The 14,703-nt window shown below is 66.4% G+C and carries 15 protein-coding genes; 8 read left to right on the top strand and 7 right to left on the bottom strand.

What is annotated here, in order from left to right:
• Positions 1 to 44: 44 nt before the first annotated feature.
• From pqqB to BMY35_RS34875, 5 genes are read left to right on the top strand one after another with little or no spacing between them, the layout of a single operon-like run.
• Positions 45 to 965, top strand: coding sequence for a pyrroloquinoline quinone biosynthesis protein PqqB (pqqB, locus tag BMY35_RS34895; RefSeq protein ID WP_093209371.1), 921 nt, complete (start codon positions 45 to 47; stop codon positions 963 to 965).
• Between the two features lie 24 nt (positions 966 to 989).
• The gene (gene pqqC, locus BMY35_RS34890; RefSeq protein ID WP_093209369.1) at positions 990 to 1,718 is read left to right on the top strand and encodes a pyrroloquinoline-quinone synthase PqqC; all 729 of its coding nucleotides are present in this window, start codon (positions 990 to 992) and stop codon (positions 1,716 to 1,718) included.
• Entirely contained in the window at positions 1,715 to 1,984 is a 270-nt protein-coding gene (pqqD, locus tag BMY35_RS34885) for a pyrroloquinoline quinone biosynthesis peptide chaperone PqqD (protein ID WP_240652208.1), read from the top strand. The genes pqqC and pqqD overlap by 4 nt, the downstream gene beginning before the upstream one ends.
• Positions 1,962 to 3,140, top strand: coding sequence for a pyrroloquinoline quinone biosynthesis protein PqqE (gene pqqE, locus BMY35_RS34880; RefSeq protein ID WP_240652207.1), 1,179 nt, complete (start codon positions 1,962 to 1,964; stop codon positions 3,138 to 3,140). Before pqqD ends, pqqE begins: the two co-directional genes overlap by 23 nt.
• 12 nt (positions 3,141 to 3,152) lie before the next feature.
• Entirely contained in the window at positions 3,153 to 4,136 is a 984-nt protein-coding gene (locus BMY35_RS34875; protein ID WP_256230476.1) for an alpha/beta fold hydrolase, read from the top strand.
• Here the strand turns inward: BMY35_RS34875 and BMY35_RS34870 are convergent.
• From BMY35_RS34870 to BMY35_RS34850, 5 genes are read right to left on the bottom strand one after another with little or no spacing between them, the layout of a single operon-like run.
• A complete protein-coding gene (locus tag BMY35_RS34870) occupies positions 4,117 to 5,547 on the bottom strand; it encodes an ELWxxDGT repeat protein (RefSeq protein WP_093209365.1) in 1,431 nt (476 codons plus the stop codon). The two genes, BMY35_RS34875 and BMY35_RS34870, sit on opposite strands and share 20 nt — an antisense overlap.
• A gap of 10 nt (positions 5,548 to 5,557) precedes the next feature.
• The gene (locus BMY35_RS34865) at positions 5,558 to 6,838 is read right to left on the bottom strand and encodes a TRAP transporter large permease (protein WP_093178834.1); all 1,281 of its coding nucleotides are present in this window, start codon (positions 6,836 to 6,838) and stop codon (positions 5,558 to 5,560) included.
• Positions 6,835 to 7,398, bottom strand: a complete 564-nt coding sequence (locus tag BMY35_RS34860; protein WP_093178832.1) for a TRAP transporter small permease — start codon at positions 7,396 to 7,398, stop codon at positions 6,835 to 6,837. Before BMY35_RS34860 ends, BMY35_RS34865 begins: the two co-directional genes overlap by 4 nt.
• Entirely contained in the window at positions 7,395 to 7,850 is a 456-nt protein-coding gene (locus tag BMY35_RS34855) for a type II 3-dehydroquinate dehydratase (RefSeq protein ID WP_093209363.1), read from the bottom strand. Before BMY35_RS34855 ends, BMY35_RS34860 begins: the two co-directional genes overlap by 4 nt.
• A gap of 29 nt (positions 7,851 to 7,879) precedes the next feature.
• Positions 7,880 to 8,881: a TRAP transporter substrate-binding protein gene (locus tag BMY35_RS34850; protein WP_093209362.1), complete on the bottom strand. Its 1,002-nt coding sequence runs from the start codon at positions 8,879 to 8,881 to the stop codon at positions 7,880 to 7,882.
• Between the two features lie 150 nt (positions 8,882 to 9,031).
• On the opposite strand from BMY35_RS34850, the gene BMY35_RS34845 reads away from it, so the two are divergent.
• Together BMY35_RS34845 and BMY35_RS34840 are read left to right on the top strand one after the other, a co-directional pair.
• Positions 9,032 to 9,814 (top strand): IclR family transcriptional regulator, encoded by a 783-nt coding sequence (locus BMY35_RS34845; protein WP_093209360.1) that lies wholly within the window; start codon positions 9,032 to 9,034, stop codon positions 9,812 to 9,814.
• A 25-nt stretch (positions 9,815 to 9,839) separates the two neighbouring features.
• On the top strand, positions 9,840 to 10,856 hold the full coding sequence (locus BMY35_RS34840; protein WP_093209359.1) for a TRAP transporter substrate-binding protein: 1,017 nt from the start codon (positions 9,840 to 9,842) through the stop codon (positions 10,854 to 10,856).
• A gap of 308 nt (positions 10,857 to 11,164) precedes the next feature.
• Here BMY35_RS34840 and BMY35_RS34835 read toward each other — a convergent pair whose 3' ends face one another.
• Together BMY35_RS34835 and BMY35_RS38095 are read right to left on the bottom strand one after the other, a co-directional pair.
• Entirely contained in the window at positions 11,165 to 11,917 is a 753-nt protein-coding gene (locus tag BMY35_RS34835) for a winged helix-turn-helix domain-containing protein (RefSeq protein ID WP_177213781.1), read from the bottom strand.
• A 338-nt stretch (positions 11,918 to 12,255) separates the two neighbouring features.
• On the bottom strand, positions 12,256 to 12,657 hold the full coding sequence (locus BMY35_RS38095; RefSeq protein WP_143043012.1) for a hypothetical protein: 402 nt from the start codon (positions 12,655 to 12,657) through the stop codon (positions 12,256 to 12,258).
• A gap of 452 nt (positions 12,658 to 13,109) precedes the next feature.
• On the opposite strand from BMY35_RS38095, the gene BMY35_RS34825 reads away from it, so the two are divergent.
• The gene (locus BMY35_RS34825) at positions 13,110 to 14,642 is read left to right on the top strand and encodes a sensor domain-containing diguanylate cyclase (RefSeq protein ID WP_093209354.1); all 1,533 of its coding nucleotides are present in this window, start codon (positions 13,110 to 13,112) and stop codon (positions 14,640 to 14,642) included.
• Positions 14,643 to 14,703 lie beyond the last annotated feature (61 nt).

Genomic DNA, 14,703 nt, shown 5'->3' with positions numbered 1-14,703 from the left:
GACGGCACCGGCTTCGCGCCGGTGCCGTCTTTTTCTTGTGCCCCATGAAGATTCTGGTTCTTGGTTCGGGAGCGGGCGGTGGCTTCCCTCAATGGAATTGCAACTGCCGCCTGTGCGCCGGCCAGCGAACCGGGCAGGTCAGGGCCCTGCCTCGCACGCAGAGTTCGATGGCCGTGTCGGCCGACGGCGAACGCTGGGTGCTTCTGAACGCGTCACCCGACATCGGCGCGCAGTTGCGCGCCTCGCCGGTGCTGTGGCCTCGCCATGGCCTGCGCGATTCCGCGATCGAGGCCGTGGTGCTGATGGATTCGCAGATCGACCATGTCGCGGGGCTTCTGAGCCTGCGCGAGGGATCCCGGCTGCAGCTCTACTGCACGCCCGAATCCCATGAAGACCTCACCGGCAGCCTGCCGTTGCTCAAGGCGCTCGAAAGCTACAGCGGCGTGAACTGGCACCCGATGCCGCTCGAGCCCGGCGGCGGTGCGTGGCACGAGATCGCCGGCCTGCGGCTGCAGGCGGTGCCGGTGCCCGGCAAGGCGCCCCCTTACTCGCCGCGCCGGCAGGCCGAGGCGCGAAGCGACAACGCGGCCGTGCTGATCGAAGACCCGGCCAGTGGCAGGCGCGTGCTCTATGCACCGGGCCTCGCACGGGTCGGCGAGGCCGAGCGCCGGTGCCTCGACGGCTGCGACACCGTGCTGGTCGACGGCACCTTCTGGAGCGAGGACGAGATGGTCGCGGCGGGCCTCGGCAAGAAGCACGCCGCCGACATGGGCCACCTGCCGCAGTGCGACGGACCGCACGGGCCGGGCATGCTGAGGGCGCTGGACGCCTGCGCCGCTCGCAGGAAAGTGCTCATCCACATCAACAACAGCAACCCGATCCTCGACGAAGACGGGCCGGAGCGCGCCGAGCTCGTGCGCCGCGGCATCGAGGTGGCCTTCGACGGCATGGAACTGGAGATCTGACGCGTGACGCACCAGCAACAACAGATGCGGCAGGAGCCCTGGCCGCCGCAGGTCTTCGAGTCGCAGCTGCGCGCGATGGAGTCGCGCTACCACAGCCACCATCCGTTCAACCGGCGGCTCAACGCCGGCGAACTGCAACCCTTCCAGGTCCGGGGCTGGGTGGCGAACCGGTTCTACTATCAGTGCCGCATTCCCGTGAAGGACGCGGCGATCCTCTCCAACTGCGACGATCGCGCGACGCGCAGGCGCTGGGTGGTGAGGATGCTCGACCACGACGGGCACGGCGACCACGAAGGCGCCCACGCCGGCGGCATCGAGATATGGACCCGCCTGGGCCTCGCGACCGGCCTGCGCCGCGATGTGCTGGAGTCGCACGCGCTCGTCCTGCCCGGCGTGCGCTTCGCCGTCGATGCCTACGTCAACTTCGCGCGCACGGCGCCTTGGCAGGAGGCCGTGATCTCCTCGCTGACCGAGATGTTCGCGCCGCGCATCCACAAGGACCGGCTCGCGGGCTGGCCCACGCACTATCCGTGGATCGACACCTCGGGCTTGGACTATTTCCGCAGCCGCATCCCGCTGGCCGACCGTGATGTCGAGCATGGCCTGGAAGTGGCGATGCAGTGGTGCACCACGCGCGAACGACAGGTCCGTGCCCTGCAGATCCTGGGCTTCAAGCTGGACATCCTCTGGGCCATGCTCGACGCGATCGAGAAGGCCTATCCCGATCATCTTCCGAAGGAGCAGCAGCCATGAGCGCATGGACCGACAGCGCACAGCCGGCACTTGGCACGATCTACAGGATGCAGTGGGAAGAGGCCCAGCAGTGCCATGTGCTGCTGTTTCCCGAGGGCATGATCAGGCTGAACCAGCCGGCGGCGGAAATCCTGAAGCGCTGCGATGGCAAGACCTCGGTCGCGGCGCTCGTGGCCGATCTGGAGAGCACCTTCGGCGAACCGGATCTGCGTGCCGACGTGCTCGAGTTCCTGGAGCAGGCCCGTGGACGCCACTGGATCCGGTGAGCGCCGCCGCGTTGCCGCTGTGAAACCGCCGCTGTGGCTGCTCGCGGAGCTGACCTATCGCTGTCCGCTGCACTGCGCCTTCTGCTCGAACCCCGTGGACTACACGCGCTACGGCAACGAACTCGGCACGCACGAATGGGTTCGCGTCTTCCGCGAGGCACGCGCCATGGGGGCCGTCCAGCTGGGGTTCTCGGGCGGTGAGCCGCTGGTGCGCGAGGACCTCGAGGAGCTCGTCGCGGCAGCGCACGAACTCGGCTTCTACACCAACCTGATCACCTCGGGCGTGGGCCTCGCGCCGCAGCGCGCCCAGGCGCTGAAGAAGGCCGGTCTCGATCACATCCAGCTGTCGTTCCAGGACTCCAGCCGCGAGCTGAACGACTTCCTGAGTTCGACGCGCACCTTCGACCTCAAGCAGCGCGTGGCCCGCACGATCAAGGACCTGGGCTATCCGATGGTGCTGAACTGCGTGATGCACCGCTACAACCTGCCGCACGTCGGCCGCATCATCGAGATGGCCGAATCCATGGAGGCGGATTTTCTGGAGCTGGCCAATGTGCAGTACTACGGCTGGGCATGGCGCAACCGCGAGATGCTGATGCCCAGCCGCGCGGCGCTGGCGACCGCGGAAGCGGTGGTCGAGGCGCACCGGCCGCGTCTGGCGGGGCGCATGAAGATCCTCTGGGTGGTGCCCGACTATGCCGAGGCGAAGCCCAAGCCCTGCATGGCCGGCTGGGGCAGCGTATTTTTGGTGGTGGCGCCCGACGGCGTGGCATTGCCCTGCCACAGTGCGCGGATGCTGCCCGGGCTGGATTTCCCCAGCGTTCGCGAGCACACCATCGGCAGCATCTGGCACGACAGTCCGGCCTTCCGCGCCTACCGCGGCACCGGCTGGATGAGCAGCACCTGCGCAAGCTGCGACGACCGGGAAAAGGACCATGGTGGCTGCCGCTGTCAGGCCTTCCTGCTGACCGGCGATGCCACTGCCACGGACCCGGTCTGCCCGAAGAGTCCGCGGCACGCGGAGGTCCAGGCCATGGTCGCGGCCGCGGCGGATGTGCGCGACATCGGCGGTGCGCCGATCCGTTTCGTACCGGGCGCCCGGCGATCGGGCGACCTGGTCTTCCGCACGGACGCCAATGCCCAGGCGCAGGCCTGACGCGGCCCGCGCGTGACAGTGGGTCCTCGGCCGACCATCCACCGGCTGCCGCTGGGCGGCGGACATGTCATGCATGTCGAGGAGCATGGCGACCCGGCGGGCCTGCCGGCGCTGGTGCTCCACGGCGGACCGGGCTCGGGCAGTTCGCCTGTGCTGCGCCGCGGATTCGATCCGTCGCGCTACCGCATCATCTGCCCCGACCAGCGCGGGGCGGGGCGCAGCACGCCCGCGGGCGCGATCGCGGCCAACACGCTCGCCGACCTGCTGGACGACCTGCGGCGCCTGCGCGCTCACCTTCGGATCGACCGGTGGCTGGTGGTGGGCGGCTCCTGGGGCGCCACGCTGGCGTTGGCGCATGCGCTGGACCAGCCCGGCGCCGTCGCAGGCCTGCTGCTCAGGAATGTGTTCCTTGCGCGTGCCAGCGACATCCACGATGTCTTCGCGCTGGCCGTGCGCCACGGCGACCCGGAATGGCGCATCCTGTGGAACGAGGCGCGGCGGCGGCGATGTCCGATCACGGACGTGGTCGCGGAGGTCTTCGCGCATGGAAGCCCGGAGCATCAGTGCCGGATGGCAGGGCTGTGGTCCGGGTGGGAGCAACGCATGGCCACGGGAAAGCCTGCACCGCGGCCCGACGACGCGACGCTGCAGCAACTGGTGCGGCGTTACCGCGTGCAGAGCCACTACCTGAGACACGGATGCTGGCTGCGTGCGCCCACGCTCCTTCAGCGCTGCGCTGCACTGCCCGCGGTTCCCACGCTGATCGTGCATGGCACGCAGGACCTCCTGTGCCCGCCGCAGGGCGCCCAGGCACTGGCGCTCGCATTGCAGGGGCGGGCCATCCTGCGGTGGGTGCCGGGCGCCGGCCACGACCCCACGCACCCGGCCCTCGCGGCAGCCATGCGACAGGCGTTGTACGACTACGCGGTCACGCAGGCCTTCGGCGGTGCCTGCGGGCCCGTGGCGGACATGCGGATCAGCGCAGGCGCTGGCTGAGCGGGTCGCCGATCAGGGCCACCCGGGCGTCCTTGCGACGCGCCCAGAGGCGTTCGTTGCCGTTGCCGTCGTCGGCGACGAAGAGCACCGAACTGCCCAGGCGGCGGAAGCCCTGGGGCATCGCATGGCGCGCGCCATGCGCGATATCCGCGACGGCGTGCGTGCCGGCTGGTGTGCCGTCGCTGGTCCAGGGCTCGACGCCGGTGGCGCTGCCGCCGTTGGCGGAGAACCAGAGGCGGGAGCCGGTGACCGAGAAGCGTGCGGGCGACCCGTTGTCCGCACCTGGAGCGATGTCCCTGACCAGCACGGTCCCTGCCGCGGTCCCGTCGCTGCGCCAGAGTTCCGCGCCCGAGGCGCCGTCGGTCGCGGCGAAGTAGAGCCGGCCGCCCATCGCCGCGATCGGACTCGAGATGGCGCCCGACGGCCCCGGGCGGATGTCCTTCACCAGCGTCGTTCCGCGCTCGGTGCCGTCGGTCTTCCAGAGCTCGAGGCCATGCACGCCGTCGTCGGCCGCGAAGTACAGGGTGCGGCTGACCGCGGTCAGGTGCATCGGTCGGGAGGGCTCGGAACCGGGCCGAAGATCCTTCACCATGCGCGTGCCGCGCGCGGTGCCGTCGCTTTTCCACAGCTCGATGCCGTGCACGCCGTCGTGGGCGGTGAAGTAGAGATCATCACCTGCCGCCGTCAGGTTCTGGATGCCAGCATCCTCGGGGCCGGGCCGGATGTCCTTCACCATGCGCGTGCTCTCGGGCGTGCCTTCGCTGACCCAGAGTTCGTGACCGTGCTCGCGCGTGGTCGCGGTGAAGAACAGACGCTGCCCGGCCACCGTGAGCTGGCGTGCCACCGCGCGCGGGCCGGCGTCGATCGAGGACACGCGCACCGTAGTGGGCGCGGTGCCCGATGTCTTCCACAACTGGAATCCCGAACGCCCGTCATTGGCCGTGAAGTACAGCGCATCGCGAAACACCGTCAGCTCGCTCGGCAGCGCGCCTTCCTCGCCCGGCTGCAGGTCGACCACGAGGGAGGTTCCCGCGGCGGTGCCGTCGGTGCGCCAGAGCTCGATGCCGTGCACGCCATCGGTGGCCGCGGTATAGACGTGGCCCTTGAACGCCGTCTGGCCGGCGGGGAAGGCGCCCCGGAAGCCCGGGCGGATGTCCTTCAGCATCGCTGTGCCGGCACGGGTGCCGTCCGTGATCCACAGCTCCTGGCCGGTTTCGACGTGGAAGGCGCTGAAGATCAGCTTGCCGCCCAGCGGGGTCAGGCCCGTGGGCGAGACGAAAGCCAGCGCCTGGCGCTGCTCGGGCAGCACCTCGCGCTCGGGATCCTGCGCAGCCGCCGGCAACTGTGTCAGGAGCGCGAGCACCCAGAGGCCGACGCGGCCACGCCACCGCGGGCCGGGAGAGCTGGACATCGCCACCGCCTCAGCCCCCGAACCATCGCGCGGGCGCGATGACCAACTGCGGGAACGCGACCATCACGAACAGGATCGCGAACTCGGCGATCATGAAGGGCACCACGCCGCGCGTGACATCGTCCATCGAGATCTTCCCGACGCCGGCCACCACGTTCAGTACCGTGCCCACCGGCGGGGTGACCAGTCCGATCGAGTTGTTGATGATGAACAGCACGCCGAAGTACACGGGATCGATCCCGGCGGCCTTGACGATCGGCATCAGCACCGGCGTGAGGATCAGGATGGTCGGCGTCATGTCCATCGCCGTGCCCACGACCATGACGAGCACCATGATCGCTGCCATCAGCAGGACCGGGTTGCCCATGAAGGGCTGCAGCAGGCCGACGACCTTTGATGGCAGGTCGGCCACGGTGATGAGCCAGGCGCTCACCATGGCCGCGGCGATCAGGAACATCACGATGGCGCTGGTCTTGGCCGCGCTCACGAAGATGCCGTAGAGATCCTTCCACGTGATTTCCCGGTACACCACCGTCGACACGAAAAGCGCGTAGGCGGCAGCCACCACGGCCGCTTCGGTCGGCGTGAACACGCCCATGCGCAGGCCCACGAGGATGATCACGGGCAGCATGAGCGCCCACAGTGCCTTGCGGAAGGCCGAAACGATCTCGGCCGAGGACTTGCGCGGCGGCGGAACGATCTTCTCGCGCCGCACGAGCCATGCCCAGGTGATCCACAGGGCGCCGCCGATGAGCAGGCCGGGAACGATCGCCGCGAGGAACAGCTTGGAGATTGACACGTTGGCGGCCACGCCGAAGATCACGAGGCCGATGCTCGGGGGGATCACCGGGCCGATCACGCCGGTGGCCGCGATGAGACCGCCCGCACGTGCCTTGTCGTGCCCCGCGCTCACCATCATCGGCAGCAGCAGCGCGGTGAGCGCGGCGGCGTCGGCCACGGCCGAGCCGGAGAGCGCCGACAGCAGGCAGCCGGCCATGATGGTCACGTAGCCCAGGCCGCCCTTCACGTGGCCGACCAGCGCGAGCGCAAAGTCGACGATGCGCTTGGACAGGCCGCCCACGTTCATGATCTCGCCGGCGAGCATGAAGAAGGGGACGGCCAGCAGCGGGAAGCTGTCGGCGCCGCCGATCACGTTCTGCGCCAGGATCTGTGCGTCGAACAGGTCGAGGTGCCACATCAGCGCCACGCCGCTGGCGAGCAGCGAGAACGCGATGGGAATGCCCATCGCCATGGCCAGCAGCAGGGTGCCCACGAAGACGAGGATGGTCATCGGCGTACTCCCTGCGCGTCGTCCTTCGCGCCGAGGATCTGCTGGAGCTGCACGGCTTCCTCCGACTCCTGGACCATCACGAGCTCGCTCTCGGCGATGCGCCCGGTCAGCAGGCGCAGCAGGTCGAGCGCGAGGATCAGGCCGGCGAGCACCGAGAAGACCACGCCCGAGGCATAGACGATGGCCATCGATGCGCCGGTGACGGGCGCGGTCACGTCCCAGTTGATGCGCGCCTGCGCGACGCTGCCCTGGAAGAGCAGCCAGACGATGTAGAGCATGACGACGTGCCCGACGGCCAGGCAGACCTTCTTGCCCAGGGGCGGCAGCTTCTGCACCACCATGTCCACGCCCAGATGCCCGTGCTCCTTCAGGGCGACCACGGCGCCCAGAAAGGTCATCCAGATGAAGAGCCAGCGCGAGACTTCCTCAGACACGGTGATGCCGGAGTTGAAGCCGTAGCGCAGCACGACGTTGCCGAAAACGAGTACGACCATCACCGCGAGCGCGGCCGCGATCAGTGCCTCGATGCCGCGGCAGCACCGGTCGATCCAGTGGCTCATGCGGCGGCCTGCGCTTCGGTCTGCCTGTGCATCTCCACCAGCGCGCGCAGGGCGGCCAGGTACGACTGCGGGCCCAGCCCCTGGATCGTGCCCTTGACCGCCGGCGAGATGATCGAGTGGGCGCGCCAGGTTTCACGCGCGGCGATGTTGGACATGTGCACCTCGATGGTCGGGAACGGCATGGCCTTGATCGCATCGTGCAGCGGCACACCGTGCTGCGTGAGTCCTGCGGGATTGACCAGCGCGCCCTGCGCGTCGTCGATGTGCGCATGCAGGAAGTCGATCAGGTCGCCTTCATGGTTCGACTGGAGGGTCTCCAGCGTCACGTCGAGTTCGCCGGCCAGCGCCTGCAGCCGGGCATTGATCTCGGCGAGCGTGGTCCTGCCGTAGATGTGGGGTTCGCGGCGCCCGAACAGGTTCAGGTTGGGGCCGTGGAGGACGAGGATCTTCATGGAGGTGGCTTCTGGCGTGGTCGACGCGGTCATTGTTTGCGGATGCGGGCGAGTTCGTCGTTGTAGAGCTTGACGATGGCGGGGTCGTACTGGGCCGCGAACTTGTCGATCGCGGGCTTGGCGATCTCGCGCATGCGCACCTGCTCGGCTGCGCTCACCTCGTTGAACTGGGCACCCTTGGCCTGCAGTTCACCGACGGCCTTCTGGGCCGCCGCGCGGCTGACCTGGCGCTGGTAGCCGCGCGCCTCGTCGGCGGCCTCGTGCATCATCTTCTGCTCGGCGGGGGACAGCGAGTCCCAGAATTTCTTGCTGACGAGCACGATGTTGGCGGCGTACACGTGGTTCGTCGCGCTGACGAACTTCTGCACCTCGAAGAACTTGTTCGACAGGATCACCGAATACGGGTTCTCCTGGCCGTCGACCGCCTTGGATTCGAGGGCGCCGTAGAGCTCGGCGAACGGCATCGGCACCGGGTTGGCCTTGAAGGCCTTGAAGGTCTCCAGGAACACGGGGTTGGGGATGACGCGGATCTTCAGGCCCTCGAGGTCCTCGGGCTTGCCGATGGGGCGCTTGCTGTTGGTGACGTTGCGAAAGCCCAGGTCCCAGTAGCCGAGGGCCACGAGGCCTTTGTCGGGCAGCTTGGCGATGAGGGCCTGGCCCAGGGGGCCGTCGAGCAGGGCGTCGGCCTGGGCGAAGCTGCTGACGGAGAAGGGAAAGTCGACGAGGCCGAACTCCTTGACGATGCCCGCGAGCGACGTGGTGGCCGGCGCCGACATCTGCTGCACCCCGCCTTGCAGTGCGGACTGCTGCTGCATCTCGTTGCCGAGCTGGGAGGCCGGGAACTCCTGCACCTTCATCTTGCCGCTGCTCTTGGCCGCGAGCAGTTCGGCGAAGCGCTTCACGCCGAAGCTCACCGGATGGTCCGCATTGTTGAGATGGCCGAAGCGGATCACCCGTTCCTGCTGGGCCCAGGTCGGGGCGACAAGGCCGATGCACAGGCCGGCGGCGGCAAGCGTACGAAGAAGTTTCACTGAGGTCTCCAGAGGAAGGCAGAAAGGACTGATTGCCGCGATTCTGAGTTTTCCGGAAAATCTTTCCATTATGGAAATCCCTTCCCGCGATCTGATAGAGTGACAACGTCGCGGAAGACGAGCAGCCGCGGTTGAACCGGGAGACATGAAATGAGCGAGATGCTGGGACGCAGCTTCAAAGTGTTGGAATATCTGGCGGAACACCCGCAGGGCGTTGCACTGTCCACGGTGGCCAGTGAACTGAAGATCCCCCTGAGCGCATCGCACCGACTGCTGACGGAGCTGATTCGCTGTGGCTACGTGCGGCAGAACCTGGCCGACGGCCACTATGTGCTGACCATCAAGCTCGTCTCCGTCGGCCTGTCGTTCCTGAGCAATTCAGGCATCGTGGATGTGGCCCAGCCGCTGCTGGACCAGCTTGCCGCCACATCGGGCGAGCTGGTGCGCCTGGCGGTGGTCGACGGCGAAGACCTGACTTTCGTGGCCAAGGCGCAAGGGGCCACCCACGGGCTGCGCTACGACCCGGACATGGGTCTGTCGGTCATGCTGTCGTGCAGCGCCGCGGGACATGCCTGGCTCTCGACGATGAGCGAGGACGATGCGATGGCCCTGGTGGCCAAGAAGGGGCTGGGCAAGCCGGAGGACTTCGGCCCGAAGGCACCCACCACGCTCAAGGCGGTGATGGTCTACGTGAAGGCGGCTCGCCAGCGTGGGTTCAGCATGATCAACGAGGTCTTTGCACCGGGAATGACCGCCATGGCCGCCCCCGTCTTCTCCGTCAACGGCGCGGTGATCGGCGTGGTCACGATCGCGGGGCCCGCGGTCAGGCTGACGCCGCAGCGCATGGAGGCACTGGGGCCGGCACTGCTCGGTGCGGCCGAGGAGGTCGCACGCGCCAGCGGCGGTTCGGCGCTGTTCAAGAAGAGAGCCTGACTTGCATCACCAGGAGACAACTGCCATGAAGAAGAATCCGATTCGCAAGCTGTTGCTGGCCGCTGTGGCCGCCACGGCTGTTCTTGCCGCGCCAGGTGCGGTCGCACAGGTCAAGGAGCGCACGCTCAAGTTCGCGTTCCAGAACCAGACCGGTCACCCCCAGGCACAGGGCGCGCAGAAGTTCGCCGATCTGGTCGCCGCCAAGTCGGGCGGCAAGATCGCCGTCAAGCTGTTCGCGGGTGGCGTGCTCGGCGGTGACCTGCAGACCGTGTCGGCGCTGCAGGGCGGCACGGTCGAGCTCACGGTGCTGAACGCGGGCATCCTCTCGGCGCAGGTGAAGGAGTTCGCGGCCTACGACTTTCCGTTCCTGTTCAACAGCGGCAAGGAGGCCGATGCGGTCACTGACGGCCCCTTCGGTCAGAAGCTGATGGCCAAGCTGGAGGATAAGGGCCTGCACGGGTTGGGCTACTGGGACCTGGGTTTTCGCAACCTCACCAACAGCAAGCGGCCGATCACCAAGGCGGACGACATCGCGGGCCTGAAGATCCGCGTGATCCAGTCGCCGATCTACATCGACATGTTCGGCGCGCTGGGCGCCAACGCCACGCCGCTGCCGTTCCCGGAGCTGTATTCAGCCCTCGAGCAGAAGGCAGTCGACGGGCAGGAGAACCCGAACACCACCATCCTGTCGTCCAAGTTCGCCGAGGTGCAAAAGCACATCACCCAGACCCGGCACATCTACAACCCGCAGGCGCTGCTGGTCAGCAAGAAGACATGGGATGGCATGAGCGCCGAGGAGAAGAAGATCCTCACCGAAGCCTCGGCCGAAGCGACGGCGTTCCAGCGCCAGGCCTCGCGTGGCGCCGCCGACAGTGCGCTTGACGCGCTGAAAAAAGCAGGCATGACCGTCTCGGAACTGCCTCCGGAAGAAATGGCCAAGCTGCGCGCCAAGGTCAGGCCGGTGATTGACAAGTACTCGGCGTCCGTGGGCGAAGCCACCGTCAAGGAGTTGATGGCGGAAATCGAGAAAGCGCGGAAGTAGACGACGTAGAGAGCACCGCGGGAACTCAATCGACGCCATCTCTCTTGGGCGATCGAGAGACTCCCAGTTGCCGTGCACGTGGTGCTCGGGCGTCAATGCACAGGACGTGCGGTCCTTCTGCAAGGAGCGAAGCAGCAGTTGGGACCTTGCCTGCCCGTCGCCGGAACGGTTCGATGGTTCGGGCCGACAGATGTTCGTGTCGATGGCGAGGAAGGAGGACGTCATCGGCATCTTCGACTGGCTGGTGCGCCGCCGAATCCCTGCATCAGGGGACGTGCCGCGACAGCACGAGAAGGTTCGGCGCGTGATCAGGCCGAGGTCTCGCTTGCGCCTGCCGGCGCCTGGGGGAGGGCGATGAGTTGGTAGCCTTGCTTGTACACGCCATGCAGCACGAACCCATTCTCGGGGGTCAGCTCAAGTTTCCTGCGCACCTTTGTCGCGTAGACGTCGAGTGTCCTCGGATCCGGCATGCGGGGCTTGTCGGCCCACAGCCGGTGCATCAGCCAATCGCGCGTCAGGATGTGGTCGAGGCCGCGGAAAAGTTCGAGTGCGAGGGTGAATTCGAAGGACGAGAGCGCAATGGCGTGGTCGCGGTTCAGGACAGTCCGGGAGTCCAGGAGGAACTTGTAGGGCCCCCAGCTGTTTCTCTCTTTCCTTGCCTTGTTCGCGGGCTTCGGCGAGCGCGAACGGGACCACAGCTGCTGCATTCTCCAGTTCAGTTCCTGTTCGATCGAATGGGTGGGATTCCATTCGATGGCATCGACTTCAATGAAGTCCTCGGTCTCGGGCAACAGATGCGGCCACTCGCCGTCGTGCAAGACAAGCAGCGCAGGCGTGTTCAGCGAATTGCAAGCCGCACAGAGGCTCTGGTATGTTTCCCTGTCCTGAGGGCGCAGCAACAGCAGGTCAAGCGAATCCGCCGTGCCCATGGCTGCCAGCAGGTCGGCCGCAGCGGCATAGGCCGCGGACCGATGCCCCAGCAAGCCCAGGTGTCTCTGCAGAATCGCTTGGGATTCTTCGTCCATGCCCAGAATCGCGATGGAGAAGCTGCGTAGGGGCATTGTCGTCGTAGGTGTCTTGTGCCTGCGTCCAGGGTGGGGTGTTGCCGGCCGGTGCCGCTCACTCCTGCAGCGTCCTTCGTGTCGGGCGCGAGCAGGTTGTTGAGGACCGTACAGGGTTCTCGCACGAGGACCAAGTAGGTGAACTGCCCGTATCCTTTGGTACTGCTCAGCAGCTCCGCTTTCAGAAAACTTGGGAGTACCACGCATGCGGTCTTCCCCGGTTTCTGCGCTCTGCGGCATTCCGGATGGGGATGGTTCCCACGATGCCTTCGTCGGCGTTTGCGATTGGTACGAGAGCGCAACGTGCGCTGAACTGCGCCGCGCACATCGCCTGGACTTCACTCCTTGTCGCTGCTTGCCTTGGCCAGTTCAAGCGCGGCGCCACGAACGGCCGCCGGATCCAGTCGAGGCAGCAGCCGCTCACCTGCTGCAAGTCCTGAAATGATCCGCTTTCTGTGCTGATCGCCGATCTCGGCTTGTCCTCTCAATTCCAGAATCGCCCGGCCCGCATCGTGAAGGATCCGGACATCGGGATCATCGTCCGGGATACCAGCCTGCTCGCAGCCGGCGACGACCGCATAGATGACTCTGCCAGCGCGTTGGGTCAGCGCTTTGGCGTCCTCTCCGATGAACGCGTGAATGCCTGCCCTGACGTTGTCTGCCTCCCAGGCACGACGGAAGAGCGCTTTTTGATAAGGGTCCAGGCCGGTGACGGGTTTGCGATGGGTGCGCTTGCGCATGCGGGCTCGTGATCTGCTTTGCTGGGGAAACCTCGAACTTGCCGGTATGCGGCAGTCAGCCGAAAGGCTGCACAAGGGCCGCAGCAAGAAAAGGCCCGCGCGCGGCGGGCCAAGAACAGTCCTGCAGCCTTGAGTTCGCAATGGAGATCAAGGGAGGGAGGAGGAATCATCGGGACTGCTCGCGGTTTCAGTCTATCTCGCCATGCATGCCTTGCCAAACCCAGTTGCGTAACACATGCGATGCGTTCGCTTCAAGGATGGATCAGTGGAGACGGCGCGGACGGCTGATGCGTGGGTTGTGGCTCGTAAAAATAACGCTATCCACTTATGCGCTGACCATCGTGCGCCGCGGACATGGAACCCGCGAGCGCAGGACCTGCGTTCCACGGGGCTACAAGTTGCCATGAATGTGTCAAAGTCCGTGCATGGCCTTCTCACCGCTAGGGTAAGCAGTGCTGCGACGACCCTCCATCACGACCAGGACGGTGATCTTCGTGACCATCGTGTGCCTGGGCTTGGTCGCCATCGATGGCTGGAACAGTTGGCAGTCTCGCCAGCTCCACCTGCGCCAGATGAGCGTGGCGACGTCGAACCTCGCACATGCGATGGCACAGCAGGCAGACGATCAGATCAGGCTGGCCGATACGGTGCTGGTCGGACTCGTCGAGCGGATCGAATCCGATGGGACGGGGCCCGCCGAGGTGGCGCGGCTTCGCGACTTTCTCGCGGTACGCGTTGCCCAACTCCCGCAGCTGGATGGGCTTCACATCTATGACGAGGCTGGCAACTGGGTCGCGAACTCCCGTCAGGTCTGGCCGCAGAACCTGAACAACGCCGACAGGGAGTACTTCCAATTCCATCGTGCGAGCACGAGCCGCGGGTCCCATATCGGCGTGCCGGTGAAGAGTCGGACCAATGGCAGGTTGCTCGTTCCCATTTCGCGGCGCATCAACCATGCCGATGGCAGCTTTGCCGGGGTCGCGCTTGCAACGATCAGGATCGACTTCTTCGGCAAGTTCTTCGACAGCCTCGACATCGGGCAGGCGGGCGCCCTGGGACTGATACGCGAAGACGGAACCATGATCACCCGTCGGCCCTACAGCCCCAGCGTGGTCGGGCGCGACATGCGAGGTAGCGAGCTCTTTCAAGCCTATCGTTCGCAAGGGCCTGTGGGGACTGCCTACATCCGGTCTGCGCAGGACGGCGTCCTGCGGCTCAACAGCTTTCGGCGCCTTCCCAACTATCCGCTGTTCGTTGCCGCGTCCCTTTCCAAGGAGGAGATCCTCGCCGGCTGGTGGCGCGATACGCTGTGGCATTCGGGAGGCGTCGTTCTGCTCGTGTTGGTTGTGGCGGCCGTTGGGTGGCGGCTGGTCAAGCAGTTCGAGTTGCAGATTCAAACGGAGGCGGAACTGCGGCGGGCGCGAGATGCACTCGAGACGCTGAACCAGACCCTCAATACGCTCGCGATGGAAGACGGGCTCACCGGGCTTGCAAACCGCCGAAAGTTCGACGTCACCCTGGATACCGAATTCAGCCGTGCGGTCCGGGAGGCAAGCACGCTGGCCCTGATCATGATCGATGTGGATTGCTTCAAGCAGTACAACGACATCTATGGTCATGCGGCGGGCGACGAATGCCTGCAGAAGATCGGACGCACGGTCGCCGCGCTGGCGTCCAGGCGACCGGGGGACCTGGCGGCGCGCTATGGCGGGGAGGAGTTGGCGGTGCTGCTGCCCCACACCGACGTGCAGGGGGCGGTTGGCCTGGCAGAGCGAATCCGCAGCGCAGTGCGCGACCTGAAAATTGCACATGCGGGTGCTGCCAACGGCTTTGTGACGCTCAGCGCCGGTGTGGAGGCGCTGAGGCCTTCCGTGTCGAGCGGGCAGTCGAAGGAACTGATCGAAGCCGCCGACAAGGCCCTCTACCAGGCCAAGACGCAAGGTCGCGATCGCGTCTGTGCCGCAGCGCATCCATCCACTTCTTGAATGGCGCTGCTGGGGAGATCGCCTGCATGCGTCGGCAGGTGGCGGCCGCGGTGGATCCAGT

It is taken from the genome of Variovorax sp. YR750, assembly GCF_900109805.1.
GTDB classification, from domain to species: Bacteria; Pseudomonadota; Gammaproteobacteria; order Burkholderiales; family Burkholderiaceae_C; genus Variovorax; species Variovorax gossypii.
This window is presented reverse-complemented; position numbering and strand designations above follow the sequence as displayed.

Excerpts from the sequence above, each read along its gene's own strand:
- BMY35_RS34845 (WP_093209360.1), top strand. The coding sequence starts at position 9,032 with ATGAGCGAGATGCTGGGACGCAGCTTCAAAGTGTTGGAATATCTGGCG.
- BMY35_RS34855 (WP_093209363.1), bottom strand. The coding sequence starts at position 7,850 with ATGAAGATCCTCGTCCTCCACGGCCCCAACCTGAACCTGTTCGGGCGC.
- BMY35_RS34840 (WP_093209359.1), top strand. The coding sequence starts at position 9,840 with ATGAAGAAGAATCCGATTCGCAAGCTGTTGCTGGCCGCTGTGGCCGCC.
- BMY35_RS38095 (WP_143043012.1), bottom strand. The coding sequence starts at position 12,657 with ATGCGCAAGCGCACCCATCGCAAACCCGTCACCGGCCTGGACCCTTAT.
- pqqC (WP_093209369.1), top strand. The coding sequence starts at position 990 with ATGCGGCAGGAGCCCTGGCCGCCGCAGGTCTTCGAGTCGCAGCTGCGC.
- BMY35_RS34865 (WP_093178834.1), bottom strand. The coding sequence starts at position 6,838 with ATGACCATCCTCGTCTTCGTGGGCACCCTGCTGCTGGCCATGGCGATG.
- BMY35_RS34860 (WP_093178832.1), bottom strand. The coding sequence starts at position 7,398 with ATGAGCCACTGGATCGACCGGTGCTGCCGCGGCATCGAGGCACTGATC.
- pqqB (WP_093209371.1), top strand. The coding sequence starts at position 45 with ATGAAGATTCTGGTTCTTGGTTCGGGAGCGGGCGGTGGCTTCCCTCAA.
- BMY35_RS34835 (WP_177213781.1), bottom strand. The coding sequence starts at position 11,917 with ATGCCCCTACGCAGCTTCTCCATCGCGATTCTGGGCATGGACGAAGAA.
- pqqD (WP_240652208.1), top strand. The coding sequence starts at position 1,715 with ATGAGCGCATGGACCGACAGCGCACAGCCGGCACTTGGCACGATCTAC.
- BMY35_RS34870 (WP_093209365.1), bottom strand. The coding sequence starts at position 5,547 with ATGTCCAGCTCTCCCGGCCCGCGGTGGCGTGGCCGCGTCGGCCTCTGG.